At 57.7% G+C, this 25917-nt stretch carries 20 protein-coding genes; 4 read left to right on the top strand and 16 right to left on the bottom strand.

What is annotated here, in order from left to right; all coding sequences use genetic code 11:
* Positions 1-53 precede the first annotated feature (53 nt).
* Positions 54-1757, bottom strand: coding sequence for a peptide ABC transporter substrate-binding protein (locus tag IEX10_RS01675; protein ID WP_188670294.1), 1704 nt, complete (start codon positions 1755-1757; stop codon positions 54-56).
* Positions 1758-2142: 385 nt separating this feature from the next.
* Here IEX10_RS01675 and argE point away from each other — a divergent pair, with 385 nt between their 5' ends.
* Positions 2143-3297, top strand: a complete 1155-nt coding sequence (argE, locus tag IEX10_RS01670) for an acetylornithine deacetylase (protein ID WP_188670292.1) — start codon at positions 2143-2145, stop codon at positions 3295-3297.
* 10 nt (positions 3298-3307) lie between these two features.
* Entirely contained in the window at positions 3308-4480 is a 1173-nt protein-coding gene (locus tag IEX10_RS01665; RefSeq protein WP_188670290.1) for a M20 aminoacylase family protein, read from the top strand.
* A 65-nt stretch (positions 4481-4545) separates the two neighbouring features.
* Here the strand turns inward: IEX10_RS01665 and ilvD are convergent, their stop codons facing one another.
* Together ilvD and upp are read right to left on the bottom strand one after the other, a co-directional pair.
* Positions 4546-6384 (bottom strand): dihydroxy-acid dehydratase, encoded by a 1839-nt coding sequence (ilvD, locus tag IEX10_RS01660; RefSeq protein WP_188670288.1) that lies wholly within the window; start codon positions 6382-6384, stop codon positions 4546-4548.
* A 152-nt stretch (positions 6385-6536) separates the two neighbouring features.
* Entirely contained in the window at positions 6537-7166 is a 630-nt protein-coding gene (gene upp, locus IEX10_RS01655; RefSeq protein WP_229678393.1) for a uracil phosphoribosyltransferase, read from the bottom strand.
* A gap of 158 nt (positions 7167-7324) precedes the next feature.
* Between upp and IEX10_RS01650 the strand changes: the two genes are divergently transcribed.
* Complete coding sequence (locus tag IEX10_RS01650; protein ID WP_188670284.1) at positions 7325-9736, top strand: GcvT family protein; 2412 nt, start codon at positions 7325-7327, stop codon at positions 9734-9736.
* A 195-nt stretch (positions 9737-9931) separates the two neighbouring features.
* Here IEX10_RS01650 and IEX10_RS19915 read toward each other — a convergent pair whose 3' ends face one another.
* From IEX10_RS19915 to IEX10_RS01600, 10 genes are all read right to left on the bottom strand, one after another.
* Positions 9932-10165, bottom strand: coding sequence for a hypothetical protein (locus tag IEX10_RS19915; protein ID WP_229678392.1), 234 nt, complete (start codon positions 10163-10165; stop codon positions 9932-9934).
* A 143-nt stretch (positions 10166-10308) separates the two neighbouring features.
* Positions 10309-10629 carry a hypothetical protein gene (locus IEX10_RS01640; protein WP_188670281.1) on the bottom strand — a complete coding sequence of 107 codons (321 nt, stop codon included), beginning with the start codon at positions 10627-10629 and terminating at the stop codon, positions 10309-10311.
* Between the two features lie 147 nt (positions 10630-10776).
* Entirely contained in the window at positions 10777-11229 is a 453-nt protein-coding gene (locus IEX10_RS01635) for a hypothetical protein (protein WP_188670280.1), read from the bottom strand.
* An 8-nt stretch (positions 11230-11237) separates the two neighbouring features.
* Positions 11238-11375 carry a hypothetical protein gene (locus IEX10_RS01630; protein WP_188670278.1) on the bottom strand — a complete coding sequence of 46 codons (138 nt, stop codon included), beginning with the start codon at positions 11373-11375 and terminating at the stop codon, positions 11238-11240.
* Positions 11376-11674: 299 nt separating this feature from the next.
* Positions 11675-13342 (bottom strand): hypothetical protein, encoded by a 1668-nt coding sequence (locus IEX10_RS01625; protein WP_188670276.1) that lies wholly within the window; start codon positions 13340-13342, stop codon positions 11675-11677.
* Between the two features lie 522 nt (positions 13343-13864).
* A complete protein-coding gene (locus tag IEX10_RS01620; protein ID WP_188670274.1) occupies positions 13865-14353 on the bottom strand; it encodes an Hsp20 family protein in 489 nt (162 codons plus the stop codon).
* Positions 14354-14487: 134 nt separating this feature from the next.
* Positions 14488-15300 carry a trypsin-like serine peptidase gene (locus IEX10_RS01615; protein WP_188670272.1) on the bottom strand — a complete coding sequence of 271 codons (813 nt, stop codon included), beginning with the start codon at positions 15298-15300 and terminating at the stop codon, positions 14488-14490.
* A gap of 135 nt (positions 15301-15435) precedes the next feature.
* Positions 15436-16731 (bottom strand): glycolate oxidase subunit GlcF, encoded by a 1296-nt coding sequence (glcF, locus tag IEX10_RS01610; RefSeq protein WP_188670270.1) that lies wholly within the window; start codon positions 16729-16731, stop codon positions 15436-15438.
* Entirely contained in the window at positions 16731-17816 is a 1086-nt protein-coding gene (locus tag IEX10_RS01605) for an FAD-binding protein (RefSeq protein WP_188671566.1), read from the bottom strand. Before IEX10_RS01605 ends, glcF begins: the two co-directional genes overlap by 1 nt.
* A gap of 39 nt (positions 17817-17855) precedes the next feature.
* A complete protein-coding gene (locus IEX10_RS01600; protein WP_188670268.1) occupies positions 17856-19295 on the bottom strand; it encodes an FAD-linked oxidase C-terminal domain-containing protein in 1440 nt (479 codons plus the stop codon).
* 113 nt (positions 19296-19408) lie between these two features.
* Here IEX10_RS01600 and IEX10_RS01595 point away from each other — a divergent pair, with 113 nt between their 5' ends.
* Entirely contained in the window at positions 19409-20107 is a 699-nt protein-coding gene (locus tag IEX10_RS01595; protein ID WP_188670266.1) for a DUF599 domain-containing protein, read from the top strand.
* Between the two features lie 49 nt (positions 20108-20156).
* On the opposite strand, the gene IEX10_RS01590 is transcribed toward IEX10_RS01595, so the two are convergent.
* From IEX10_RS01590 to IEX10_RS01580, 3 genes are read right to left on the bottom strand one after another with little or no spacing between them, the layout of a single operon-like run.
* Entirely contained in the window at positions 20157-22253 is a 2097-nt protein-coding gene (locus IEX10_RS01590; RefSeq protein ID WP_229678391.1) for a hypothetical protein, read from the bottom strand.
* Positions 22250-25027: a DUF4159 domain-containing protein gene (locus IEX10_RS01585; protein WP_188670264.1), complete on the bottom strand. Its 2778-nt coding sequence runs from the start codon at positions 25025-25027 to the stop codon at positions 22250-22252. Before IEX10_RS01585 ends, IEX10_RS01590 begins: the two co-directional genes overlap by 4 nt.
* Complete coding sequence (locus tag IEX10_RS01580) at positions 25024-25917, bottom strand: DUF58 domain-containing protein (protein WP_229678390.1); 894 nt, start codon at positions 25915-25917, stop codon at positions 25024-25026. Before IEX10_RS01580 ends, IEX10_RS01585 begins: the two co-directional genes overlap by 4 nt.

Genomic DNA, 25917 nt, shown 5'->3' with positions numbered 1-25917 from the left:
GCGTGCAACCGGAAAAGGCCCCGAACCGTCAGGTCCGGGGCCGATAAGTCGGTTTACTCTGTGCGGTACCAGTCCGCTGCATTCCACAGCTCGCTGTCCCAAGTGTTCAGCACAACGCCGCCCAATGTGTTGGAATGGGCAGACACGCGGCCACGATCCACCAAAGGCACAATTGTGTATGTCTCTTTGGTCAGCATCTCGTTCATCTGGATGCCAAGCTTGCCGCGCTCGTTCAGATCGCCGGTGTTGGCCAGCTTGTCGATCATCGCATCATAGGCCGGATCACAGAACCGGTTGATGTTTTCACCCTGCCACTGGCTCTCGGGCTTGGGTTCGCCGCCACAACGGTAGGCCGCAAGATACTGTTGCGGGTCTGTGCCGTTGAAGTTGTTGGCGTACATTTCCACGTCCGCATAGAACTTCTGGAAGGTATCAGGGGACCCCGGATCACCGCCAAAGAACACAGACGCATCAATGTTGCGCAGTTCGGTTTCAACACCGATTTCAGACCACCACTGTTTGATCAGCGCCTGAAAATCCTGACGAACAGCGTTTGTGGATGTCTGGTACAAAAGAGCCAGTTTCTTGCCATCGCGGTCGCGAACGCCGTCACCGTCGGTATCCGTCCAGCCGGCTTCTTCCAGAAGGGCTTTGGCCCCTTCGATGTCCTGCGTCATACAATCAGTATTCGGCGAAGCGAAAACCTTTGGCGCGGGCACAAGGTTACACGTCGGGCGACCGGCCTGACCATAGCCGACCTCTACCAGCAACTCGCGATCAATCGCCATGGAAAGCGCCTTGCGCACCTTCAGATCGGACAGGATCGGGTGCGGTGCCTTGGTGGTTGCACGTGTGTCTGCATCCAGTTCCGGCGATGGGTCAGTCAGGTTCATTTCCAGACGTTCCACCAACGAACCAAAGGCTGCAATCGGCTTGCCCTTGCCGCCTTCTGCCATTTTGGCAATCACGTCAGGGGCAAGTTGCAGGTTCCAGGCATAGTCGAACTCGCCGGTTTCAAGCACCGCACGACCCGCAGCAGCCGCATCACCACCACCCTTCAGGGTCAGTGTCGCAAATGCCGGTTTCGCAGCATCACGATAGTGTGGGTTAGCCTCCATCTGGATCACGTCATTGGGACGGAAATCCTTAACGCGGAACGGGCCAGTGCCGACAGGATTGAAGTTCGCGTCAGTACATTCAGGTGCTTTCGCCCCGAGACAATCAGCAAATTGCGCCGCTTGCAGAACCGGAGACTGGCCGCCCATGAACGGACCATAAGGGTTCGGTTTTGGTTGGTTGAAGGTGATTTTGGTTGTCAGCTCGTCGATTTCTTCAACCGAAACAACACCGTCAAAGAACGACGCCTGCGCGCAGCCCCCTTCAGGGTGCATACAGTAATCAGCAGTGAATTTTACATCCGCAGATGTCACCGGCGTGCCGTCTGACCATTTCAGCCCTTCCTTCAGCTTCCACGTGATAGAGGTCAGATCCTCGCTCACACCGCCATTGGCAACTGTGGGAATTTCGTCAACCAGATAAGGCACCAGCGCACCGTCCTGGTCATAGCGGCCCAAAGGCTCGACCACCAAAGAAGAGGCTTCCACGTCCTTGGTCCCTGCGGAAAGGTAGGGGTTCAGAATGGACGGCGCCTGCCAGTAAATGACGTTCACATGGCCATCGGAGCCGCGCTCTGCCTGACCCATAGTCGCCATCGACAGCGCAAGAACGCTGCCAACGGTCAATGATTTAAATTTCATAGTTACATAACTCCCAATTGTTGTGTTTTAGGCCTTAGAATCTGCTTCATCCGGCGCCATTCCGGCGCAAGGTGCAGAGCTCACAGGGGCTGAATTTGCCAAAACCGGCAGTCGTTTCGATTGATCGCTTTGAGGGGAACAAACCAAACAGAGGTTTTGCAACAGCTTCTCCTGATACGTGTGGGCGCCGGAATCGGTTTCCGGCTGACAGACCATGGCAAAGACTAAACCGATAAATTCCTATCACACAACGTTTTTTCTTAAACTTCGAAAGACAGCCTGCTTTCTCAATGACTTGCCCCAAGGGAATGCCACGCGGTTTTGCGCTTGACGCCCTGCCCCAGTCTTTCCAAACTCCGGCCACTTCGAACAGGATACTTTAAAGATGGCTGACACCTATACACCGCGCGAGATGCTCGAAAAGCTGGTGGGGTTTGACACAGTCTCGCAACGCTCCAATCTTGAACTGATCTCTTTCGTTGAAGACTACCTGACCTCCCACGGGGTCGAGAGCACGCGGGTTTATAATGAAGCCGGCGACAAGGCGAACCTCTACGCCCATATCGGCCCAATGGACCCCGGCGGCGTGATCCTGTCCGGCCATACGGATGTGGTGCCGGTTGAAGGGCAGAATTGGTCCACAGACCCTTTTGCCCTGACTGAAAAAGACGGCAAACTGTTTGGCCGTGGCAGCTGCGATATGAAAGGTTTCCTCGCCATAGCGCTGGCGTATGTGCCCCAAATGCTGGCCGCCGGTCTGAAGACACCGATCCAACTCGCCCTCAGCTATGACGAAGAAGTTGGCTGCGAAGGCGTTATTCCGATGGTAAAGGAACTGGCGGGCAAAATGCCAAAGGCGGATATTTGCATCGTCGGGGAACCCTCGTTGATGAAAGTGGTCACAGGGCACAAGGGCGGCATCGGCTTTGAAACCGAAGTCACCGGCTATGAAGTTCATTCATCGCTGGCCCATAAAGGCGTCTCTGCCATCATGACGGCTGCCACGCTGGTGGAATGGCACAACCACAAAAACGCGGATGCCGTTGCCAGCCAAGACCCCGACTGTATATTCGAGCCCCCCTTCTCCACCTATCATGTGGGCATCATTAACGGCGGAACCGCTGGCAATATCACCGCCAAGACCTGCCGCTTTATCAACGACTTTCGCCTGCTCCCGGGCGTTGACGTTTCACAAGCCGCGAACGAATACCGCGCCTATGCTGCCAATCTTGAGGCCAAGATCAAAGCGGTGCGCCCCGAGGCCGGAATCCGCATCACGCGCCAGTACGACATGCCCGGACTGGCCCCTGAAAAGAACGGCAAGGCAGAAGCCCTCGCCCGCCGTCTGACAGGGGACAACTCCAGCAATGTGGTCAGCTACGGCACGGAAGCCGGACATTTTCAGGCTGAAGGCATCTCCACAATCATTTGCGGACCGGGATCTATCGAACAGGCCCATCAGGCGGATGAATATATCTCAATCGACCAACTCGATCAGGCAGCGCGGTTCATGCGCGACCTGATCAACGCACTTTCATAAGGAACAGACCATGCCCGTGATCAACAGGTTCGCCGAAACCCACGCAGAAATCACCGCGATCCGCCGCGATCTGCACGAACACCCCGAACTGCAATTCGACTGTCACCGCACCGCTGGTATCGTGGCGGACAAACTGCGGGAATGGGGCTGCGACGAGGTTAAGACCGGCATCGGCCAGACCGGCGTTGTGGCGGTCATCAAAGGCAAACAGAACACGTCCGGCAAGGTCATCGGCCTGCGTGCCGATATGGACGCGCTTCCGATTTTTGAAGCAACGGGCCTTGATTACGCCTCCAAAACCGAAGGCAAGATGCACGCTTGTGGCCATGACGGCCACACCGCCATGCTGCTCGGCGCAGCGCAATACCTGTGCGAAACCCGCAATTTTGACGGTACTGCCGTGGTTATCTTCCAACCCGCTGAAGAAGGCGGTGGCGGTGGCCGTGAAATGGTCGAGGAAGGCATCATGGAAGACTTCGCCATTCAGGAAGTTTACGGCATGCACAACTGGCCCGGCTTGCCCGTTGGCAGCTTTGGCATCCGCCCGGGGTCTTTCTTTGCCGCCGCCGATCTGATTGAAATCGAAGTCACCGGCAAAGGTGCCCATGCCGCCAAACCCAATGACGGCATCGACACTACTGTGGTCGCCTCTCACATCGTGATTGCCCTACAAACCATCGCCTCGCGGGTGGCCGATCCGCTTGAATCCGTAGTGGTCTCTGTCACCAGCTTTGAAACCGAAAGCAAAGCCTTCAATGTGATCCCTGAAAAGGTAGAACTGCGCGGCACCGTGCGCACCCTTTCACCTGCTATGCGGGATATGGCCGAAGAACAAATCAAGCGCATCGCGGAAAACACAGCCGCAGCCTTTGGCGCCACAGCCAAGGTCAACTACCAGCGCAATTATCCGGTGATGGTAAACCACGAAGCCCAGACCGAGTTCATGGCCGATGTGGCCAAAGACGTGGCCGGCGCCCATAACGTCAACACTGATATGGAACCCACCATGGGCGGCGAGGATTTCGCCTTCATGCTGGAATCCCGCCCTGGCGCCTATATCCTTGTGGGCAACGGCGAAGGCGCGATGGTCCACCACCCTGAATATAACTTCAACGACGAAGTCATTCCGGCTGGCTGCTCTCTCTGGGCTGGCATCATCGAAAAATCCATGCCCGCCGCATAACCATGAAAAAGCCCCGCTGGCATCACGTCAGCGGGGCTTCAATGTTCATTAAATACTCACAAAGCTTAGGGTTCCAGACGAACCGCCCCTTGTGAGGCATTCCCCACATTCGCCGCATAAACCCGCAACGCACGGCTGATCTTGCGCTTGCGTGGCTCTGCCGGAGCCCAAGGGTTCTCCCGCGCTTCCATCGCGGCGCGACGCTCTGCCAGTTGTTCGTCTGTCAGCTTCACATTCATGCTGCGGTTCGGGATGTCGATCTCGATGATGTCACCTTCTTCGACCAGCGCGATATTGCCGCCCTCGCCTGCTTCAGGGGACACGTGCCCAATCGACAGACCCGACGTCCCGCCCGAGAACCGGCCATCCGTGATCAGGGCGCAGGCTTTGCCAAGTTTCATGGATTTGAGGTAAGTCGTCGGGTACAGCATTTCCTGCATCCCCGGCCCGCCCCGTGGCCCTTCATAGCGAATGACGACCACATCGCCTTCTTTCACTTCCTTGCCCAGAATGCGGTTACAAGCTTCTTCCTGTGACTCACACACAACCGCGCGACCGTTGAATTTGAGAATGCTCTCGTCCACACCAGCGGTTTTCACCACACAGCCTTCCTGACTGAGGTTCCCGAACAGAACCGCAAGACCGCCTTCTTGGGAATGGGCATGTGCGGCTTCGCGGATCACACCGTTTTCGCGGTCCAGATCCAGTTCTTTGTACCGGCGAGACTGCGAGAACGCTTGCGTCGTGCGCACACCACCCGGCGCGGCCATAAACAGTTCGCGTACGCTGTCGTCATTGGTGGTGCGCACATCCCATTTGGCAATCGCATCGCCCAGCGTCGGTTCGTGGATGGTGCCAACAGACGTGTCGAGCATCCCCGCACGGTTCATTTCACCCAGCAGCGCAAAGATACCGCCTGCGCGGTGGACATCTTCCATATGGACGTTCGCAACAGCCGGCGCGACCTTACACAGGCACGGAGTGTTGCGGGACAGACGGTCGATATCGTCCACCGTAAAGTCCACTTCCGCCTCTTGCGCCATCGCCAGAAGATGCAGGATGGTGTTGGTGGAGCCACCCATCGTGATGTCCATACGCATGGCATTTTCAAACGACGCTTTGGTCGCGATCCCGCGGGCAGACACAGCTTTGTTGCCGTTCACATAGTAGTCTTTGGTCAGCTCTACAATCCGCTTGCCCGCTTTGCGGAACAACATCTCACGATCAGAGTGTGTCGCCAGCGTCGACCCGTTTCCAGGCAATGCCAGCCCAAGCGCTTCGGCCAGACAGTTCATCGAATTGGCTGTGAACATCCCCGAACAGGACCCACAAGTCGGACAGGCGCTTTCCTCAATCGCGAGCACTTCTTCGTCGGTGCGATCAGGGTTGGCGGCCTGCATCATCGCATCCACCAGATCGATCGCCTGCAATTCGCCGTCGATATCGACCTTACCAGCCTCCATCGGACCGCCAGAGACAAACACCACCGGAATATCCAGCCGCAGCGCCGCCATCATCATACCGGGCGTAATCTTGTCACAGTTGGAAATACACACCATCGCATCGGCACAGTGGGCGTTCACCATGTATTCAACACTGTCGGCGATAACTTCGCGGCTCGGCAGGGAGTAAAGCATCCCGTCGTGACCCATCGCAATCCCGTCATCCACGGCAATCGTGTTGAATTCCTTCGCAACACCGCCCGCGGCGTGGATTTCTTCGGCCACCAGACCACCAAGGTCTTTGAGATGCACGTGACCGGGCACAAACTGTGTGAAAGAGTTCACAACCGCGATAATCGGTTTGCCAAAGTCGTCATCCGTCATACCCGTCGCCCGCCAGAGCCCACGGGCCCCTGCCATATTGCGACCATGGGTGGAAGTTCTTGAACGATACGGAATCATAGGTCTGCCCTCGCGTGGAAATCTGGTTTTCAGCCACGTTTTGCCCTAAGGCGTAGTAAAATGCCAGCCCCCACACCCCGTTATGGCGCTGCGAAAAACAAATGCCTCCGGCGGGAGTGCTTAGGGAACATTGAAACCCGTGCGGGCTGACGTTACTTGGTGCCGAACATCCGGTCACCTGCATCCCCGAGACCCGGTACGATGTAGCCTTTCTCGTCAAGCTTTTCATCCAGTGACGCGGTGACGATTTGCACGTCAGGGTGGGCTTCTTTCATCCGTGCAACGCCCTCGGGCGCTGCAAGCAGGCACAGGAATTTGATGTTGGTAGCGCCGGCTTTTTTCAGCAGGTCAATAGCCGCGACGGAAGAGTTGCCCGTGGCGAGCATCGGGTCCACTGCGATCACGACCCGTTCGTCCATGCCTTCGGGCACTTTGAAGTAATACTGCACCGGTTGCAGGGTTTCCTCGTCGCGATAAAGCCCGACAAAGCCGACACGCGCCGAGGGGATCAATTCCAACACCCCGTCCAGCAACCCGTTACCAGCCCGCAGAATCGATACCAGAGCGAGCTTTTTGCCATCCAGCATCGGCGCATCCATCGGGCAGACCGGCGTGTCGATCGCGACGGTCGTCATCGGCAGGTCGCGTGTCACCTCATAGGCCAGCAAGTGACTGATTTCACGTAACAACTGACGGAACTGATTGGACGGAGTCGAAGTCCGGCGCATCACCGACAGTTTGTGTTGAACAAGGGGATGGTCGACTATGGTGAGGTGGTTCATGACAGCTGCCTTTTGCGATTTGCCCCCTTTTCCCATCCTGCGCAAAGTTTCACAAACAAAAACCGCATCTATCGGAAAATCGGAAACTGTCAGCGGACGTTGACGCAGGCACGGCGCGGCGGGCTATTGAAGGGGACGTTCCAATAGGAGAAACCACAATGAAATCCACAGCCCGCGTTGTTGTGATCGGCGGCGGCATTGCCGGCTGCTCGACACTGTATCATCTGACGCAAGAGGGCTGGAGCGATGTCGTGCTTGTTGAGCGGGATGAACTGACCTCCGGCACAACTTGGCATTCTGCTGCGCAGGTCACAAATTTCGGCATGAACCAGACGATGATCGGGCTGAAAAGCCATTCGATTGCGCTGTATCAGGAACTGGCGGGGGATCCGGACTATCCGATCAACTATCATCACGGTGATGGGGGCATTCGCTTGGCCAACACCCGGGCGCAAATGGACGGGTACGCCCATTTCACCAGCGTTGCCAAGGGTATGGATGTGAACTTTGAGGTGATCGACGCCGAGGAATGCGCCCGACGTCATCCGCTGATCTCTACCGACAACCTGATTGGCGGCTTGTGGGATCCGTTGGACGGGGACATTGATCCGGCGCAACTGTGTCAGGCATTGGCGCGACGGGCGCGCAAGGCCGGAGCCGAAGTCTACCGCAATACTGCGGTGACGGGACTGTCCCAGCACAAGGATCACAGCTGGACCGTTCACACCGAAAAAGGCGATATTGATTGCGAAATCGTGGTTAACGCATGCGGCTACCGCGTGAACGAAGTGGCCTCGATGATGGGGGTGCAGCACCCCGTGACATCAATGGAGCACCAGTATTTCCTGACCGAGGAAATCCCTGCAATTAAAGAAGCCAGCCACCGGATGCCGCTGTTGCGCTGTCCGATCAGCGATTATTATTGCCGGCAGGAGAAAAACGGTTTGTTGGTCGGGTTTTATGAACAGGATTGTAAAACGTGGGGTATGGACGGGATTGATCCAAAGTTCGTCAATGCATTGTGTCCAGATGATCTGGACCGCGTGACAGATGTTCTTGAAGGGGCCTTCGCGCGGATGCCTGCCCTGATGGAAACCGGCATTCATACGGTCGTGAATGGACCGATCACCTATACCATAGACGGTGCGCCGCTGGTGGGGCGGATTCCGGGCAAACGCAACGCCTTTTGCATCATCGGTTTGCGTGCAGGTATCGGTGAAGGCGGCGGCCACGGCTGGTTGCTGGCCCAACAGATCGTTCATGGCGAGGCCTGTTATGACACATGGTGCATTGATCCGCGCCGCTTTACCGGCCATGCCAATACAGAGCTGACAGCCCTGAAAGCGGTAGAGGATTACCAGAATGAATTCCGCTTCCACTTCCCCCATGAACACCGCCCCGCCGGACGCCCTGCCAAGACGACACCACTGACCCCGATCCTTGCCAGTGAAGGGGCGGAGTTCACTGTGGTGAACGGATGGGAGCGGATGGACTACGTAAAACCGACAGCGGACTTCAACGAAACCCACGGCTATTATTTTAACGAAACCTTCGATCTGGTCGCCGCCGAAATCAAAGCTGTGCAAACGCGCGTTGGCCTGACAGAGGTGAGCGGTTTCAACAGGTTTGAACTGTCGGGTGCGGATCTACGGCCCTTTCTTGATCGCATGTTCTGTGGCCGGATCACTGCAAAAGCAGGGCGCGTGGGGCTCGGCTATCTGCTGAACCATCAGGGCAATGTGAAGGGCGAAGCGACCATTGCGAACCTGCCGGACGGGCGTGTCTGGTACGGCTCTGCTGCGGCTTCGGAATATCACGACATGGATTGGCTAACCCAAAACATTCGACAAGGCGAAGATGTGCAAATCCACAGCTTGACCAACGCGCACACGATCCTCGTTCTGGCCGGCCCCTTGGCGCGAGAGGTTCTTTGCGAAGTTTCCCGTGGCAACTGGTCGGCACAGGCGTTCCCTTGGCTTTCGGTGCGCAATGCCTTCATCGGCTTTGCCCCTGCCGTTGTGATGTCGGTCAGTTTTTCCGGCGAGTTGGCTTATGAAATCCACGTCCCGAACGCACAGCTTTACGCCGCCTATCTGGCGCTGCGAAAAGCGGGCGCACAGCACGGATTGACCCTGTTTGGGGCCCGCGCTGTGGACAGTATGCGAGTCGAAAAAGGGTATCGTCATTGGAAGGCCGATCTGATCACCGAGTTTGACCCGATAGAATCCGCACTGGATCGGTTTGTTCATCTGGCAAAGGGGGATTTCATCGGCAAAACCGCGTTGGAAGCACGCCTTGAAACCGGCCCCCGGCGCACGTTCGTGACCTTGGCGCTGGACTGCACCCACGCCCCCGCCCAACCCGGCGATAGCGTGCTGCAAAATGGCAAAGTCGTCGGCACTGTCACCTCGGCAGACTGGGGCCACCGTACCGGAAAAAACATCGCAATGGCCTTTGTTGTGCCCAATCTGACCGGCGATCTAGAGGTCGAGGTCATCGGACAACCGATCCGTGCGACTGTTGCCGATCCCTGTCTTTACGACCCGCAGAACCACCGGCCAAAATCTTAAAGCCTGCTTTTGGATTAAAGCACTCTCGTCGGGGACATTAGGTACCTGCCCCAAGCCTCCATTGTAAGCGGACGATCCGTGGTTCGTGGCAGACCATATGCCGGGCGTCACCCGCCCAGCGTACGGCAAAGATTGCGTGGAATTGCAGGAACACCGCCAACTGGTTTCCAATGGCGGTGCCTTGTTTTGACGCTGTTAGAAAATAAATATGTCACTGTGGTCTATCAGTTCAAGGTTTTCCAATACGGCAAATTCAATTGCATCCGCCCCGCCAGATCCGCCCACATCATAGTACAACTGGCCGGTGGTGCTATTGTAAATGATCGCATCGTCCTCTGTTTCGGCAAGGCCGGTTGTGTTGATCCGGAATTGGGTTTCTTGCAATTCCCCAGCCTCCAGCGTTGAAAAATGGCGCCCGTCCAACCGCAACACATCTCCGTCGCTTACACTGAAATCAACAATTTTATCGACGTGACCGGTTTCGCGGAAGACAAACTTGTCACGACCCTCCCCGCCGCTAAGAACATCCGCGCCAGCATTGCCACGAATTACATCGTTGCCACCAAGGCCGGTCAGAATGTCCTGCCCAGCCCCCCAATCAAGTGATTTTCTCCATCGACTGCTGTCTGTGAATCGACCGCATCGGCCAGATCAATGCTGATCACGCCAGCAATCGTTTCCGCATCGCCGTCACTTACCGTCAAGGTCAAGGTTGCGGCTGCGTCACCAAAGACATCCTGCGCGCCAGTGTATTGCACCGCATTCACTGTTTGAAGATAAGCTTCCAATGCAGCTGCCGTGCCATAGAGGGCCGCTGTCGCTGTGCCGGTCTGGGACACCGTCACACCGGATGTCGCAGCGCCCAGATCGATCCGTCCTTCTGATGCGGTCAAACGCAGCGCAAGTATGTCATTCTCCGGATCGCTAAACTGAACACCTGACAGATCAACATTTAAAGGGGCATCTTCTGTTCCTCTAAGCGTTGAAGGAAGCACTGTGGCTGTCGGCGCATCGTTTTCGGGAGTGATTGAAACGGTAAATTAGGCACCATGCGGCGTTGTGTTTTCAAAACTGTGCAATGTGCCACCGTAATCCCCTACAACGAGATCCAGATCGCCGTCTCCGTCCAGATCGACAAAGCTGGGGGTGCTGTTGGAAACCACATAGACGCTATCGAACGGGTTGGCCGCGCCATCTATCCGCGCGAAGGAAGTTTCGACAAAACTGTCCCCTAATGCATCCCTTACATTCAAAAACAAATCGCGGCTGCTGGTTGGTGTGTCAGAGCTGTTGGCATAAGTCAGGTTCTGGATCAGCGCATCCACTGCGGCGGAGGTTGCTGCCGCGTTGAAGCTGATTGACAGATCCGCGCCAGCAGCGCCGCTCGACACCGTGCCGATAGCCACACCGCCATAGGTCACGTTGGTGCCGTCAAACCCGATCTCCCCCGTGTCCGTTCCCTGATTGCGAAGTGATACCGTATCTTCGGCCAAAAGCCCCGTCAGGCGCAGGCTGCCCCGTCAAAATCGCCCTCGGCATCTGCAAAGTCAACGTCAACATCAATCAATTGCGGCGAGGCGTTTACCGTGTTCTCGGCGAAGGTCACATCGTTCAGGTCGGTCAATGTTGGGGCGGTCATAAATCTATCCTAGGTCGGTATTAAATTAAATCGACCACTTGGACAGAACCCAACACTATCAATTATATCTTCAACTTCATGGTTAACAATAATTTTGGTCTCCGAAGGTCGCGCGAACCCAACCAACTTAAGTCGTTCCAAGAAAGGAACTACGAAGCTGATATAGTCGTCAAGTACTATGATAAGTAATTATTGAATTTAATTGGAACATAAATGGGTCACCCCCAAAACGCACCATTCCGGCCACGTTTTCCACCGGATGCGGCCAGTCAGGAAAGAGCGTCAAGCCGGTCGCGCACTCAGCCGTCTTGAACAACAGCTATGACATCCTCGGCAGTGCCAAGCACATCGACGAGCCCCCCTAGTGTCGTGATAACCACTCCTGGTGCTTCCCCAAGGGAAGATATAGCGCCACCAACTCCATTATAAGCTCCGAGTCCGGCGCTCACCGCGGCGGTTGCGCCTTTTTCCAACAGCTCGAGGTTTTGAAGGTCGGGACCGAGCGCCTTTTGCATGGAAACTACAATATCAGCTGCCCCATCAACCTTAGTGCGATAAGGCGCAATTTTTTTGTGATTTTCAATTATTGCATCCAATTCCTCCGACAGTTTTGGCCCTTCAATTTGTATTTGTTTCATCATGCCGGACAATACCCCTGCCCGTCCGCCGTCCCCATTCTGCTTGGCTGCTGCAATCCCGTCTTTCAGCTCCTGTTCGGCATCCGTTAGCAATTCTATCGACTTCAACACAGGCGCCAAGGCTTTGTCGCGCACAGCTTCACTTTGGCCAATTCTATCGCTTAATGCGCGAATGTCGTCCTTCACACTTTTGATCGTTGCACTCCAGCCCGCCCCCGCAAGCGCGTTCAGGATTGCTTTGGCTCCCGCTTTGCCAGCTTCTGAACCGGTGATCTCGTCCTTGGCAGCACCCACGGTCCTTTGGAGCGCCTCTGTAGAATTCTTAACCCTCTCGGATGCTTTACCGAGCGAGCCGAGATACACCTGATACCCTTTGATCCCCGCACTGGCAGAGCGCATAGCAGCCAACACAGCCGGTATGGCAATAACCGCTGCCACACCGCTGGCAGCGGTTGCGGCACTGGCGACACTGGCCGCAAAACCGATAGCAGGTATCACGACGGCCTTGGCCTTATTGAACCGCTGCGCTGTTTTTCCAGGAACATCGAAGGAAGACACGTATCGGATCCACGTCTTGTCGACCACCGTTTCAATATGGGCATCAAGACCGGATTTCACCTTCTCGAAAGCCGCAATTTTCTTGGCAGGCGCGGCGTCGGATTCCAAAACCTTTTTAATTTTGATCGCATCCGCCTTCAGCCGCGCGTTTAAATTATCCATGACCTGTTGGAGAAACGCCTGCTTTCCGGCCTCCTTAAATGCCTTTATCATATGTGCGGGAAACGCCACTTGATAGGGTGCCATCAGCCCCTTGGTCTGGGCCAGAAACGTGGGATCGACATCTTCCTCTTCCAATGCCGCGCGAAGGGACTTTTGCCAAAGAAGCACCAACTTTTCGTCTTTTTTGCCGTCCGGGTTTGCAGCAGCATTGGGCGGTTCCGGCGCTTTGCCCGTGGGTCTGGGTGGCGCAACCCCCGGAGGCAGAGGTGCGGGGCCGCTTGGCCGTGGTGGTGCATCGTCATCGGCCCCGCCTTTAACGATGGTGGGGGCCACCTTTAGCAATGGGCTGAGTTCCTTGACATCCCGCGGCTTGAAACGCGGTTCGAGCTTTTCACACTGAAACCGCACCTCGCCGTCGTCAGACCAAACGATATGCCCCCAAGCGATGTGTTTGTCCGCTGGCATTTCGGACTTGAGGCTTTTGGGGGCTTTGCCCGCCTGTATGCTGCCGCCAATCACGATGTTCTTACCATCAATACCCGCGCAAAAAGGGTATCCCGTACCCCGATTATTCTTCGCAATAATTAATACCCTGTCAAACGTATCCATAGCCGCCGTTCCCTTACTTAAAATTAGAATTTATTGTAAATTACTTGGTGGCCACGCAGATGGCCCTTGAAGTCTCACACGGGTGAGCTGGTCTAGAACGATAGTTGCAGCATGTGATCTACAAGTAAAGAAATTCAGGTCTGGGCCCTTCGGATCAAGCACCTGCCGCGCAAAGCGCACCACCTGTCGGGAAACTGGCAACCTAGCTCCAAGCCCGCCTTGATCGGTTGCCTTAGGACAATACCAAAGATTTGCGTTAGCTCGGTAGAAGACGCCGAAGTGTGGACCCGAACCAATCCGCCAGCGGATTTCGAATGAAACAGCAGCCATCAGAACAAGGCCGACGCCCTGCCCCCACAAAAGCCAACCCCCGCTGTGTGTCACAACGGGGGCTCTGTCTTAACAGGTCGCGCAGCTTTGGAAGGGACAGTTCAGCAACACGACGGCGCAGCCAGTCTTTTAAGGAGACAGGCGTGGATCCGGCGCCCCAAGGGGGGAGGAAACGGAGCGCCGGAGGTTCGCTTAAGCGGTTTCTTTTTTGGTCACCTTCTTGTCGGCTTTGGCTTCAATAGCCTTGCCTGGACCGGCGATTTCAATGCGCCGCGGCTTCAACGCCTCAGGCACTTCGCGCACCAGATCCACATGCAGGATACCGTTTTGCGTCTTCGCGCCAGTGGCACGGACGTGATCGGCAAGATGGAACCGCTTTTCAAAAGCACGGGACGCAATACCGCGATGCAGGTAGGTCACATCAGTGGTTTCACCCTCGGCGTCCGCTTTTTTAGCAGAGATCACCAACTGACCATCGCGCATTTCGATGGAAAGTTCGTCATCCGTGAATCCGGCAACAGCTACAGAAATTTTGTAAGCGTTTTCGTCGGTTTTTTCAATGTTATAGGGGGGGTAGCCGTTTGTGTTGACATCAACAGTCATGGCACGGTCCAGCATGGACGCCAAACGGTCAAAGCCGACGGTGGAACGGTACAGGGGTGCAAAATCATAAGTTCGCATAGGGAAACATCCTCCTTGAGAAGCGATACTTCAGGTATGGCCTTCCGTTATGGACAGGCCGTTTTCTGACACCGGACCCCGTTATGGGCATCCGGTAACACACAATCTAGGAGGCGGATTTCACCCTTTCAAGATCAGTATTTCAAAAAACTTGTCTGATCAGAGCGACCCAATTGTTCGCTCAGGGATTTGGTAGAGGGGCGCTTGGATTTGAAAACACCGTTGTCTGATCTCAGCTGCCCCATCAGTTCTTCCAAAGGCCGTCCAAGAGAGGTGCCCAACGCAACTTCGCGGTTGTTCCATGTCGCTTTAGCAGAGATCACAGAAGCAATCTTCGGATAGCCGTTTTCCATAACAAAAATCGGTGATCCGGACGCCCCGAAGGTGGCAAGGCAGGACAGAACCAGTACCGAGAGGCTTTTCCCGAGAATTTCGCAAGGCTCTTCGATCGAAGGCCAGTCATCCCTGTCACGGCCGTAAGAGACCACCTTTACAGAGGTCCCAATGGTCGGGCGCGGGGCGCGGTCGAAGGGCATAATGGTGGTGTTCCGAATGGGGTGCTGCAATTCTATGATGGAAATATCATGGCCGACATTGTTAAATTCTGCGGCCCCTTGATGGGCGTAGGCCGGATGCACAACAACGCGCCGTCCGACCCCGTGGGCCGCAGCACGACCCTGCCGCCACCCCGCCGCGAACGTGATCTGCCCAGCATCAAGCACATCGCCAGTGCGCGGATCAAAAACGCAGTGCGCCGCAGTCAGGACCAGATCGGGCGCGATCAAAGCACCCGTGCAAAATCCGCCGCTTGCGGTGTTCACACGACCAACCGATTGCCAGGCGCGCGCCTCGTCGGCGGTCATGAGTTTGCGCAAGGGATCATCGTTTTGCGCGGTGGCACCCGAGGCAAAAATTACCGAGATTATGGTTAATAGACGCGCGATCATGACAGCTACCCGTTGTTCGACCCTGCAACTTTGCCCGAACACTTGGTCTAAATCATGTCGGGAACCGCCAAAAATTGTGTCAAGGTTGGGGCACATCGACTGTTCCGTTGATCCCGCTTGTCAGGCAGCGGGATTTCACGCGCCCAGCGCAGCCGGTTTCGGCCCCCCTGATGCCCAGTCCAGCAGCTCTACCGTGTGAACAACCGGCACACCGGTAGCACTGCCAATTTGCATCATGCAGCCGATATTCCCTGCGGAAATCACATCCGGCGCCTTGGCTTCTAGCGTTTTGACCTTGCGCTCTTTTAGCTGGCCAGAGATTTCTGGCTGCATCAGATTATAAGTGCCTGCCGAGCCACAGCATAGATGGCTGTCCGCAGGTTCGACTACCTCAAATCCTGCCCTTTTCAGCAGGGTTTTCGGATGGGTTTTAATCTGCTGTCCGTGCTGCAAACTACACGCAGCGTGGTAGGCGACGCGCATCCCTTTCGCAGCTTCTTCGTGTGTTTCTGGCATCTCCAGCTTCATCAACACCTCCGACACATCCATTGCCAGCGCGCTGATCCGTGCCGCATCTTCTGCCAGCGGGTCATTGCTGAACATGTGGCCGTAGTCCTTCACGGTGGTGCCACACCCCGAAGTATTGATTACGACAGCATCAAGCCCGTCGCGATCCAGTTCCCCCGCCCAGACCTTAATATTCTTTGCCGCCGCCGAGTGGCTTTCATCAACCTTGCCCATGTGGTGCACCAATGCCCCGCAGCACCCCTGCCCTTTGGCAATCACCACGTCACACCCCAATCGCCGCAACAGCCGGATGGTTGCGTCATTGATATCCGTGTTCAGCGCCTTTTGCGCACAGCCCGTCATAAGAGCCACCCGCATCTTGCGTGCGCCGATGGCTGGAAAGACCTGCGCATCGTCATTCCGGCTAACCGGCGGAATGTGCTTCGGCGCCATCTCCAACATCGCTCGCAAACGCGGATCAGGCATGAACCGCGCAAAGGGCCGCCCGATTTTAGCCCCGAGCAATGCCACCCGAAACCGCCCCGGATAAGGCAGAATCCGCGCCAGCGTCCAACGCAACAGCCTGTCCATCAATGGCCGCTTGTAAGTCTCTTCAATGTGCGCCCGCGCGTGATCCACCAGATGCATGTAATGCACCCCGCTTGGGCAGGTCGTCATACAAGCCAGACAGGACAGGCATCTGTCGATATGTTTGACCGTCTTTTCATCCGCAGGGCGGCCAGCCTCCAGCATGTCCTTGATCAGGTATATCCGCCCACGCGGACTGTCGAGTTCATCCCCGAGCACCTGATACGTCGGACAGGTCGCCGTGCAAAATCCACAATGCACACATGCTCTTAAAATTTCGTTACTGCGCGCGGTGGAAAGATCGGCCAGTTGCTCCGGTGTGAAGGTGGTTTGCATCAGTCCATAATCCCCGCATTTAATATTCCGCGCGGATCAAACTGCGCCCGCACGCTTTTGGAAAGCGCAGCAACCGGCGCTGGTTCGGGGTGGAACACAGGACCACACCCCTGCCCCCGCACAAGCGTTGCATGCCCCCCGATGCCGTTAATAGCCTCGCGCAGATCAAAACCTGCGGGCACTTCAGCCCATATTAACCCGCCGCCCCAATCATAAAGCCGACGCCCTGCGCCTATGGCAGCACCTACGCGCGGACCGTCCGACGGCTTCACCGAAATACGCCACAAATCGCCAGTGCCACCGTCAAACATATCCGCGTCACGGACCACCGCCCAATCCACAGCATCATCCACGGCAGCATCGCCAAACCGCGCGAGCGTTTCACACAGCTTGTCAGACCGATAGGCCACAGATTCCGCAAAACCTTCCAACCGCAGCATTGTCTTTTGGTGATGCGGATCGTGGGCAGCGCCGGACACTTCGTAAGGGGAACACAATGCTGCTGACATGGCGGCGACAGCCGTTTGATCATCCAGCCCGTGAAGCACGACAGTTGTTACAGCCTCGACGCCGGGAAGCACCTTAAACGCAACCTCGCTGATCACCCCAAGGGAGCCGTGCGATCCGGCCAACAGTTTCACCAGATCATAGCCGGTAACGTTCTTCATCACACGGCCACCGTTCTTAATGATATCGCCGCGCCCGTCCACGAAACGCACACCGATCAGGCTGTCCCGACAGGCACCCGCCTGTATCCGGCGCGGCCCCGAGGCATTTGCAGCAACCACACCGCCTATGGTCGATTCCCCTGCCGCCCCCGTCAGCGCCCCCATCACCGGAGGTTCAAACGGCAGCCGCTGGTTTTCCGCTGCAAGCGCCGCTTCGATCTCTGCCAGTGGGGTTCCGGCCCCTGCCACAATCGTCAAAGCGCCCGGCTCGTAAAGCGATATGCCGGACAATCCGGCGGTGGACAGAACCTCGCCCTGCGCACGCCCGACGGTCCGCGTCCCCCCGCCAATGATGCGCAACGGGCCGTTTGCCCCCGCAATAGCCGCGCTCAATTCTGCTTCGTTCTCTGGCCGTATCATCTGATGTCTTTCTACTGTGCCCTGTCGCACTGCCATTCAGGCAGCATCCTCGCGGCGGCTTTGTGTGACGGAAAGCGGGAATACCTTGGAGGGGTTCAGCAACCAGTCCGGATCAAACACATCCTTCACCCGCAGCTGCGCCTCAAGATCCACCGCGTCGAACTGGGTCTGCATCAGGTCGCGTTTTTCCACCCCGACACCGTGTTCGCCCGTCAGACAGCCGCCCACCTCCACGCAAAGCTTCAGGATATCCGCGCCCATCTGCTCGCACAGCTCCAGATCGCCCGACTTATTGGCATCAAACAGGATCAACGGGTGCATATTGCCATCGCCAGCATGAAACACATTGCCAACGCCCAGCCCGTACTCCTTTGACAGTTCGGAAATCCGGCGCAACACATAGGGCAGGCTCGACACTGGGATCGTACCGTCGAGACACATGTAATCGTTGATCTGCCCCATCGCACCGAATGCGGATTTTCGGCCCAGCCAGATCGCGGCACTTTCCTCGGCAGACGTACTCTCGCGCAGTTCCACCGGATTGTGCTGTCGCGCAATGCCGCTGATCACACCAAGCTGCATGTCGATTTCCGCGTCGGAGCCTTCGACCTCGACAATCAAAAGCGCCTCGCACATCGGGTATCCGGCTTTGGCGAAAGCTTCCGTTGCCTCTATGCAGGGGCGATCCATGAACTCGATCGCCACCGGCAGAACGCCCGCCTTGATGATGTCAGACACGCAGGCGCCAGCCACCTCGTTGCTGTCAAACCCGATCAGAACGGGCCGCGCCCCTTCCGGTTTGCGTAAAATCCGCAGGGTCGCCTCTGTCACGACGCCTAGCTGTCCTTCCGACCCACACACAACCCCAAGCAGGTCCAGCCCCCCCGCGTCCAGATGCGCACCGCCCAGTTCGATCACGGTGCCATCCATCAGAACCATCGTAACGCCCAGCAGATTATTGGTCGTCACCCCGTATTTCAAACAATGGGCCCCGCCGGAATTCATCGCGATATTTCCGGCAATGGCACAGGCAAGCTGGCTTGACGGATCGGGAGCATAGAAGAAATTTTCTTCCTCCACCGCGCCGGTAACGCTCAGATTGGTGCGCCCTGTTTGCACGCGAATGTACCGGTCCGCGTAGTTGGTTTCGAGCACGTCATTCATCTTTGCCACGCCAAGGATCACACAATCCGCAGTCGGCAGCGCCCCCCCCGCAAGGGACGTCCCCGCCCCGCGCGGCACCACAGGCACACCCATATCATGGCAGATTTTCAGGACTTCGGACACTTCACCTGTGCTAGACGGCAAAACCGCCGCGAGAGGTGCGCATTTATAGGCGGTCAGGGCGTCACACTCATAAACCCGCGTCTCATGAGGTTCGTGGATCACGGCTTCATCGGGCAGCACAGCTTGCAACCGCGCGACAAGTTCCTGCTTCCGGTTTAGCACCGATCCCTTAGGCACAGGCATTTCCATGATCAACACTCCTTGCGGTTTTGGTAACTTAATATTACCAATTCATCAAATTGCAAGCAATACCCGCTGCAAAACCTCTTTCTCTGTACCATATCCTGCGCTAGAGACAGCCTATGCGCGAAAGATTACCTGACCTTTTACTCCATTTTACCCTGCTCGACGGGATCGCCCTGCTGAGCCTGCTGCTCTGCTGGTTCTATTGCGCCCATGTAATCGAACGGCGCAGCGCCGCTAAACTCTCTACCCACATGCTGATGGAATCCTATCGCATCCGCTGGATGGAACAGATGATCACCCGCCAACCGCGTATCTTTGACAGCGCGATCCTTGGCATCATGCGCAACGGCGCAACCTTTTTCGCCAGTTCCTGCATGATCGCCATTGGCGGCTGTGTTGCCCTATTGGGCGGTGCGGAACAACTGACCGTTCTGGCCTCTGACCTGTCGGACGCGCTGGTGGTTCCGAAAATCGTTTGGGAGGTCAAAATCCTCGTATTGATGGGATTTCTGGGCAACGGCTTTCTGAAATTCGTCTGGTCTGTGCGCCTGTTCGGCTATTGCGCCATCGTCATGGCCTCTGTGCCAAACGATCCCAATGACCCAGAGGCCACGCCAACTGCGCGCAAAGCCGCCGACATTTCAAACCACGCAGCCCGCAGTTTCAACCGCGGCTTGCGCAGCGTCTATTTCACGATTGCTACACTCACATGGCTCATCGGCCCGATCCCCCTGATCATCGCCGCGATAACCACCACGGTCGTGCTCTACCGACGGGAATTCAACTCCCGCTCCCGCGCAGCGCTCGCATCGTGAACCGAACGAAACCAGCTTCAATGTTCCAAAAATACTCGATTAACGCGCCCTAGCGCCCTTCCCAGCGCCACGCAGCCACCATCACACCGGCCACAAGAACCAGCAACAGCCACGCGGGCAACGCCGGAGTTTGGCGGATGTCCGTGGCGATATAGGCATTGCGCGGTGTGACCCCAAGCCAGCCGCGTCCTGCAGCGGTTCGCCCTTCGCGCACCTGCCGCAATTGGGGCGTTGCGTAATCTTCCAACCGCAATGAACCACCTCCCGTTGCGGCCATAACCGGTTGCAATCGGGACAGGTCCGCCATGGTTTGCTCGAACTCTCGAGGTGCAGTCGGGCCGATGGCCACTACGGCCTCCATATCCCCGTCACTCAGCCGGTAGAGCCCGTTTTCTTCCCCTTTAAACCGCCCGACCCAACGCCCCGGTGACACTTCGCTCGTCTCCAAGGGTCGCGCGCTGCCATCCGGCCCAGTGACCGTAATGTCCGCCTGTTCTTGCGTCAAAGACCGCCGTGTCACGGTGATCGCGTCGCCCTCGACAGTGCCGGACAGACGCTCCTCCTCCAGCTCGGGTTCTTTCATTGTCCAATGGGCGAGACGGCGCAGCAATTCCAGTTGCGGTCCGCCCCCTTCAAAACCACGAGACCACAGCCACGCATGATCCGACATCAACATGGCGATGCGCCCCTCGTCCACGCGATCCAGCACCAGCAGGGGCTTATCATCCGCACCGGTCATGACGGTTTGCCCTTCCGGTGCGACCGTTTCGATCAGACGCAACCAGCGCCCCCAGCCGGGCGTTCCATCCTCGGCCACCGGACGAGGTGCGAAATCATCGAGCGATTCTGTCACGGGATGGCGCTGGCCAAGGTCTGAAATCCGCGGCACAAATCCTTTTTCTATCACGCGCGCAGTGGGCGCGGCGGGCAGGATGCTGTTCAACGGCGTCCGCGCGATACTTTCCGTGCCCCCAAAGGCCGGACCCGATGCCACCAGAACCGCACCCCCACGGCGCACGTAATCGGCCACATTCTGCATGTAACGGTTGGGCAGAATGCCACGGCGGCGGTAGCGGTCAAAGATGATCAGGTCGAACTCGTCAATCTTTTCAAGGAACAACTCGCGGGTTGGAAAGGCAATCAGGGACAGTTCGCGCACTGGCACACCGTCCTGTTTGTCGGGGCTGCGCAGGATGGTGAAATGCACCAGATCCACCGCGCTGTCGGATTTCAGCAGGTTGCGCCATGTCCGCTCCCCCGCGTGGGGTTCACCGGACACCAGCAACACGCGCAGCCGGTCCCGCACCCCGTTGATCGACAAAACTGCGGCATTGTTCCGGTCGGTTAACTCTCCGGCTTCGGTGCGCACAGTAAATTGCAACACATTGGCCCCGCCGTGAGGCAAGGTCAGGGGCAGTTCGAACTGGCGTCCCGTTTCAACATCAAATTCCTGCGCCGGACCACCGTCCACGGAAATCGACAGATGCGCCATACCTTGCACAGCGGCCGGCACCGCGCCCTGATCTTCCACGCGCAATTGCAAGGTCACAGGTTCCCCGACAATCGCAAACGCAGGCGCGTTGGTGATCACCAACCGCCGGTCCCAATCGGTTTTCTGCCCTGTCAGCAACACATGGACAGGGGCAGGAAAACTGTCGAGCGCGGGGGCATCATGGATCTGCCCGTCCGTTACCAGAAGCGCACCGGCAATCCGGTTCGTTGCTACCTCGGACGCCGCTTTGGCCAGTGCACCCAGCATCATCGAGCCGTCATCCGCCACGCCCGGATCATTTTCGACCTCTACCAAGCGCGTCTCAAACCCTTCAAGCGTGCCGATTTCTGCCCGCAGTGCCGCAACCCCTTGGGCGATCTGTTCGGGGCGGATGTCGACGGACTGGCTCTCGGTTTTATCAACGACAACAAAGACGATGTTGCTCAGATACTCGCGGTCCTCCTGCCGGATCACCGGTTGTGCCAGCGCCCCAAGCACAAGGCACAGCGCCAGCCCCCGCAGCGCCCAGCCCGGCAGCCGCCGCCACAGGGCAAGCGTTGTGAAGGCCAGCGCAATCAGCGCAAGGATCAGCAAAAGCTGCTGCGGGATCAACGGCGTAAAGGCGATTTCATAATCCAGTATCTGCATGTTCATTGCCCCAGCCGGTCCAGAAGTGCAGGCACATGGACCTGATCCGACTTATAGTTTCCGGTCAGCACATGCATAATCAGGTTAACCCCGAAGCGGATCGCAATCTCGCGCTGGCGTTCGCCAGCCACGCCCCGCCCCACCGGATAGGCGAAGCGGCCATTTTCGGTCACGGCCCAAGCGCTTGCCCAGTCGTTGCCGCCAATCACCACAGGCGTCACCCCGTCGTTCAGGTTGCGAAACGGCATACCCTCCACCTGTTCCGCATCCGGCGGCGCGGCCTCTACCCAGACATTGGCATCGCCGTACCGGCCCGGAAAATCCTGAAGCAGATAGAACGCCCGTGTCAGCACGTGGTCTTCGGGCACAGGTTCAAGGGCGGGAATATCCAGATTGCGCGCCAGATTTTGCAGCATCTTGCCGTTTGGCGTCCCACCACTGATGCCGCGACCGATGTTGGAATCCCGTGTATCAAACAGGATCAACCCGCCGCCACGCAGAAAGGCGTTCACCTTTTCAAACGCCGCTTCGGACGGCATCCGCACCGTATCTGTCACCGGCCAGTAGAGAAACGGGTAAAGCGCCAGCTCGTCCGTTTCAAGATTGACCCCAACCGGTTCCACAGGCTCTACACTCGTGCGGCGGAACAGTTCGGTGGACAGGCCCAGCAAACCAGCGCGCGAAATATCGTCGAGCCGCGTATCGCCGGTTTCCACATAGGCCAGCACCGTGTTGTTCGCCGCCCTTAACAGCGCCGCATCATCCTGCGCCGCAGTTTGCGCCAGCGCATCCCCCTGCGGCCAAAGCGCCAGAAGCATCGCCGCAGCGGTCGCCCCGCGCAGCCGTAAACGTCCCCCGACAAGCAAGGTCGCCAGTATATCAATGCACAACAGGATCAACGCCGCCATCAGCAGCAAAGCCTGCAACGGGCGTTCTTCGGTTCGGGTCATGGACAAAAACTGCGTTCCTGATGGCCAATTCGCCGCGCTGATCTGGCGGTCCGGTGCCAACACGTTCAACGCCACCCTCTGATCTGCGCTTTTGTAAACACCAGGAGGCATCTCAGCACCAAAGCCCCGCGTCGCGAGCGTGGCACCATCCACCCCCGCCAGAGCGGGCGCATCGCGCAGCACGCCGAAACCGTCAAGCACCTGTTCGGGCACCCAAACCGTACCTTCAAGCGCTGTGCTGTTAAGGTCCGTGCTCCGCGCTGAAATGGCCAGCCGTTCCAGCAGTTGCACGAACAACCCAGACAGCGGCAGGCTCGACCATTCGGCATTGGCGGTGACGTGGAACAACACCACGCGGCCTTCCCCTTGATCTTTGGCAGTGACAAGTGGCGTGCCATCTTGCAGGCTCGCCAGAACCCGCTCTGCAAGATTGGGATCAGGCTGCGCCATGACCTGACTTTCCACCAGCACATCATCCGGTATCTCAAGCCCGAAAAACGGGCTACTTTCCGCGAAATCTTCCAACGCTTTGGGGGCGCCCCAGCTCATCGCGCCGCCCACCGTGCGCCCGCCAGCCCGCAAACGGACCGGCAACAACGGGTGTTCTTCGCTTTGGCCGATACCACTGGCGGCCAGACGGGGACCGGCAAACCGCACCAACAGGCCGCCGTCTTCCACCCAGTCGAGCACGTCTTGCGTTTCAGAAGCACCCAGATCGGCCACATCTGCGAGGATCAGCACATCGGGCGTCGCTTGCAAACTATCGGCAAGACCTGCTTCAATCACATCGGCCGTGGGCACCAGCGCCTTTCGCAGAAAGTGCAGCGGCGACACCAGCACCGCGCCCTCTTGTTCCGAGCCGCCACCAATCAGCGCCACCTTGCGCCGCTGGATACTGTCATCGGTCAGCACCACCGCACCGGCAGAGCGTACACCTTCCAGTGTGACCCGCCGCACGCGATTGCGCAGCTCTGACGGCAGCTCTACCGAAGCGGTTGTTTCACCCTCACCAGCCTCAAAAACCCCTTCACCTTGTGCCAGACTGCGGGTGATCCCAGCCGGATCAGGCCCTTCGGCGAGCAGTTTCACAGTCCGCGCTTCTGCAGTCCCCGCCCCAAGACGCAGCGCAGTCGTGCTCAGCGCGCCCGCCTCTATATCAATCCCGCGCAAGGCCAGAACGTCCCGATCCGATTGCACCACTGCAACATCGCCCTTGTCTGAAAGCGTATCAAACAACGCGGCACGACCATCGCGCGCCAGACCATCGGACAGCCACAGCGTTTCGAACGGGTCTGCCACGGCGATCACATCCTGCCAAAGGCCATAGTCCGGTTCCCAAGCGCGGGGTTGTTCGCCCTTGATCCGCCCCCGCCAACTGTCGGCACTGTCAAAGGACAGCGGGTTTTCCCCCCTTGGCCGGTCGCTCAGGTTGATCACCGCCACAGAGCGGCCGTCCTGCGTAGCAAACTGCAAGATCTCCTCCAGCTTGTCCTGCCGCGCGGCCCAGCTTTGGGCGCTGGCCCAACTGCCATCAAGCGCGATCAGCAGCGGCGCGCGCCCTGTGATCCGGTCCGTCGGGTTCAATACAGGCTGGGCGAACGCCAGAATAGCCGCCGCAATTGCCGCCATGCGCAACAACAGCAACCACCACGGCGTGCGATCCGGCGTGGTTTCACGATCCTCCAACCCCAACAACAGGGTGACAGCCGGAAACCTCCGCCGCAGCGGTGCAGGCGGCACAGCGCGCAGCAACCACCACAGTACCGGAAGCGCCAGAAGCCCCAGCAAAAGCCAAGGCGCAAGAAATCCCAAAGACGCGAATCCGATCATCGTGACGGCCCCGCAATCGCGTTATAAATCCACATCAAAGCTGCCTGTGCAGGCTGGTCGGTATGATGACAGGTATACATCCATCCGGTGCGACGGGCCAAAGACTCCAGCTGGTCTTTCCGTTCTGCCAGCCGCGCGAGATAATCGTCCCGCAGGGCACGCGCGCGGCGGGTCTCAAAGCTGATGGTCTCTCCCATGCTTTCAAATATCGTGCGTCCGTCAAAGGGAAAGCTCTCCTCGCTCGGGTCGAGCACCTGCACAAGGCACCCTTGCACCCGCTGATCTGCTGCGCGGGACAGTGCCGCGAGCACATGGTCCCAATCTCCAAGAAAATCGCTGACCAGCAAGGCGCGGTTGCCCCGCCCCATATCCTTACCCGGCGGCACACCATATTCGGTGTGTCCGCCAGTTGTGGCAAGGCGCATGGCCATTTTCGTGATCTGCCCGCGCCCGTGCTTTGGCGGGCTCGGATCTTCCATCAGGCCAACACTTTCGCCCCCCTTTGCCAACAGGATTGCCGTGGCAAGGCCGAGTATCCGCGCCCGCTCCCCTTTGGTCGGTAGGCTGTCCTTCCCGCGATAGCCCATCGCCGCAGAGCGATCCACCCAGAGATGCACCGCTTGCAGGTTCTGCCACTCCATCTGGCGCACAAAATCCGCATCCGCGCGGGCCGACCGGCGCCAGTCAATATCGCGCAAGGAATCCCCTGCCCCAGCGACCCGGTATTGCCAGAACTCATCCCCCGGACCAGAGCGCCTGCGCCCGTGTGCGCCAAGGCTGATGGTCGCGGCCAACTGGTCCGCAGCCGCCATTAACGCGGGAAAGCCTGTGGCGGCTTCCTCGGCATCATGGCGCAATTGTTCCGGTGTGGTGTGTTCGGCTGGGGTCAC

The organism is Neptunicoccus cionae (genome assembly GCF_014643735.1).
Classification (GTDB): domain Bacteria; phylum Pseudomonadota; class Alphaproteobacteria; order Rhodobacterales; family Rhodobacteraceae; genus Amylibacter; species Amylibacter cionae.
This window is presented reverse-complemented; position numbering and strand designations above follow the sequence as displayed.

What these genes read in the sequence shown, in the direction of transcription:
- argE (WP_188670292.1), top strand. Translation starts at nt 2,143, where the DNA reads ATGGCTGACACCTATACACCGCGCGAGATGCTCGAAAAGCTGGTGGGG.
- IEX10_RS01620 (WP_188670274.1), bottom strand. Translation starts at nt 14,353, where the DNA reads ATGCGAACTTATGATTTTGCACCCCTGTACCGTTCCACCGTCGGCTTT.
- IEX10_RS01665 (WP_188670290.1), top strand. Translation starts at nt 3,308, where the DNA reads ATGCCCGTGATCAACAGGTTCGCCGAAACCCACGCAGAAATCACCGCG.
- IEX10_RS01595 (WP_188670266.1), top strand. Translation starts at nt 19,409, where the DNA reads ATGCGCGAAAGATTACCTGACCTTTTACTCCATTTTACCCTGCTCGAC.
- IEX10_RS01600 (WP_188670268.1), bottom strand. Translation starts at nt 19,295, where the DNA reads ATGGAAATGCCTGTGCCTAAGGGATCGGTGCTAAACCGGAAGCAGGAA.
- glcF (WP_188670270.1), bottom strand. Translation starts at nt 16,731, where the DNA reads ATGCAAACCACCTTCACACCGGAGCAACTGGCCGATCTTTCCACCGCG.
- IEX10_RS01650 (WP_188670284.1), top strand. Translation starts at nt 7,325, where the DNA reads ATGAAATCCACAGCCCGCGTTGTTGTGATCGGCGGCGGCATTGCCGGC.
- IEX10_RS01585 (WP_188670264.1), bottom strand. Translation starts at nt 25,027, where the DNA reads ATGATCGGATTCGCGTCTTTGGGATTTCTTGCGCCTTGGCTTTTGCTG.
- IEX10_RS01590 (WP_229678391.1), bottom strand. Translation starts at nt 22,253, where the DNA reads ATGAACATGCAGATACTGGATTATGAAATCGCCTTTACGCCGTTGATC.
- IEX10_RS01625 (WP_188670276.1), bottom strand. Translation starts at nt 13,342, where the DNA reads ATGGATACGTTTGACAGGGTATTAATTATTGCGAAGAATAATCGGGGT.
- IEX10_RS01630 (WP_188670278.1), bottom strand. Translation starts at nt 11,375, where the DNA reads ATGACCGCCCCAACATTGACCGACCTGAACGATGTGACCTTCGCCGAG.
- ilvD (WP_188670288.1), bottom strand. Translation starts at nt 6,384, where the DNA reads ATGATTCCGTATCGTTCAAGAACTTCCACCCATGGTCGCAATATGGCA.
- IEX10_RS01615 (WP_188670272.1), bottom strand. Translation starts at nt 15,300, where the DNA reads ATGATCGCGCGTCTATTAACCATAATCTCGGTAATTTTTGCCTCGGGT.
- IEX10_RS01675 (WP_188670294.1), bottom strand. Translation starts at nt 1,757, where the DNA reads ATGAAATTTAAATCATTGACCGTTGGCAGCGTTCTTGCGCTGTCGATG.
- upp (WP_229678393.1), bottom strand. Translation starts at nt 7,166, where the DNA reads ATGAACCACCTCACCATAGTCGACCATCCCCTTGTTCAACACAAACTG.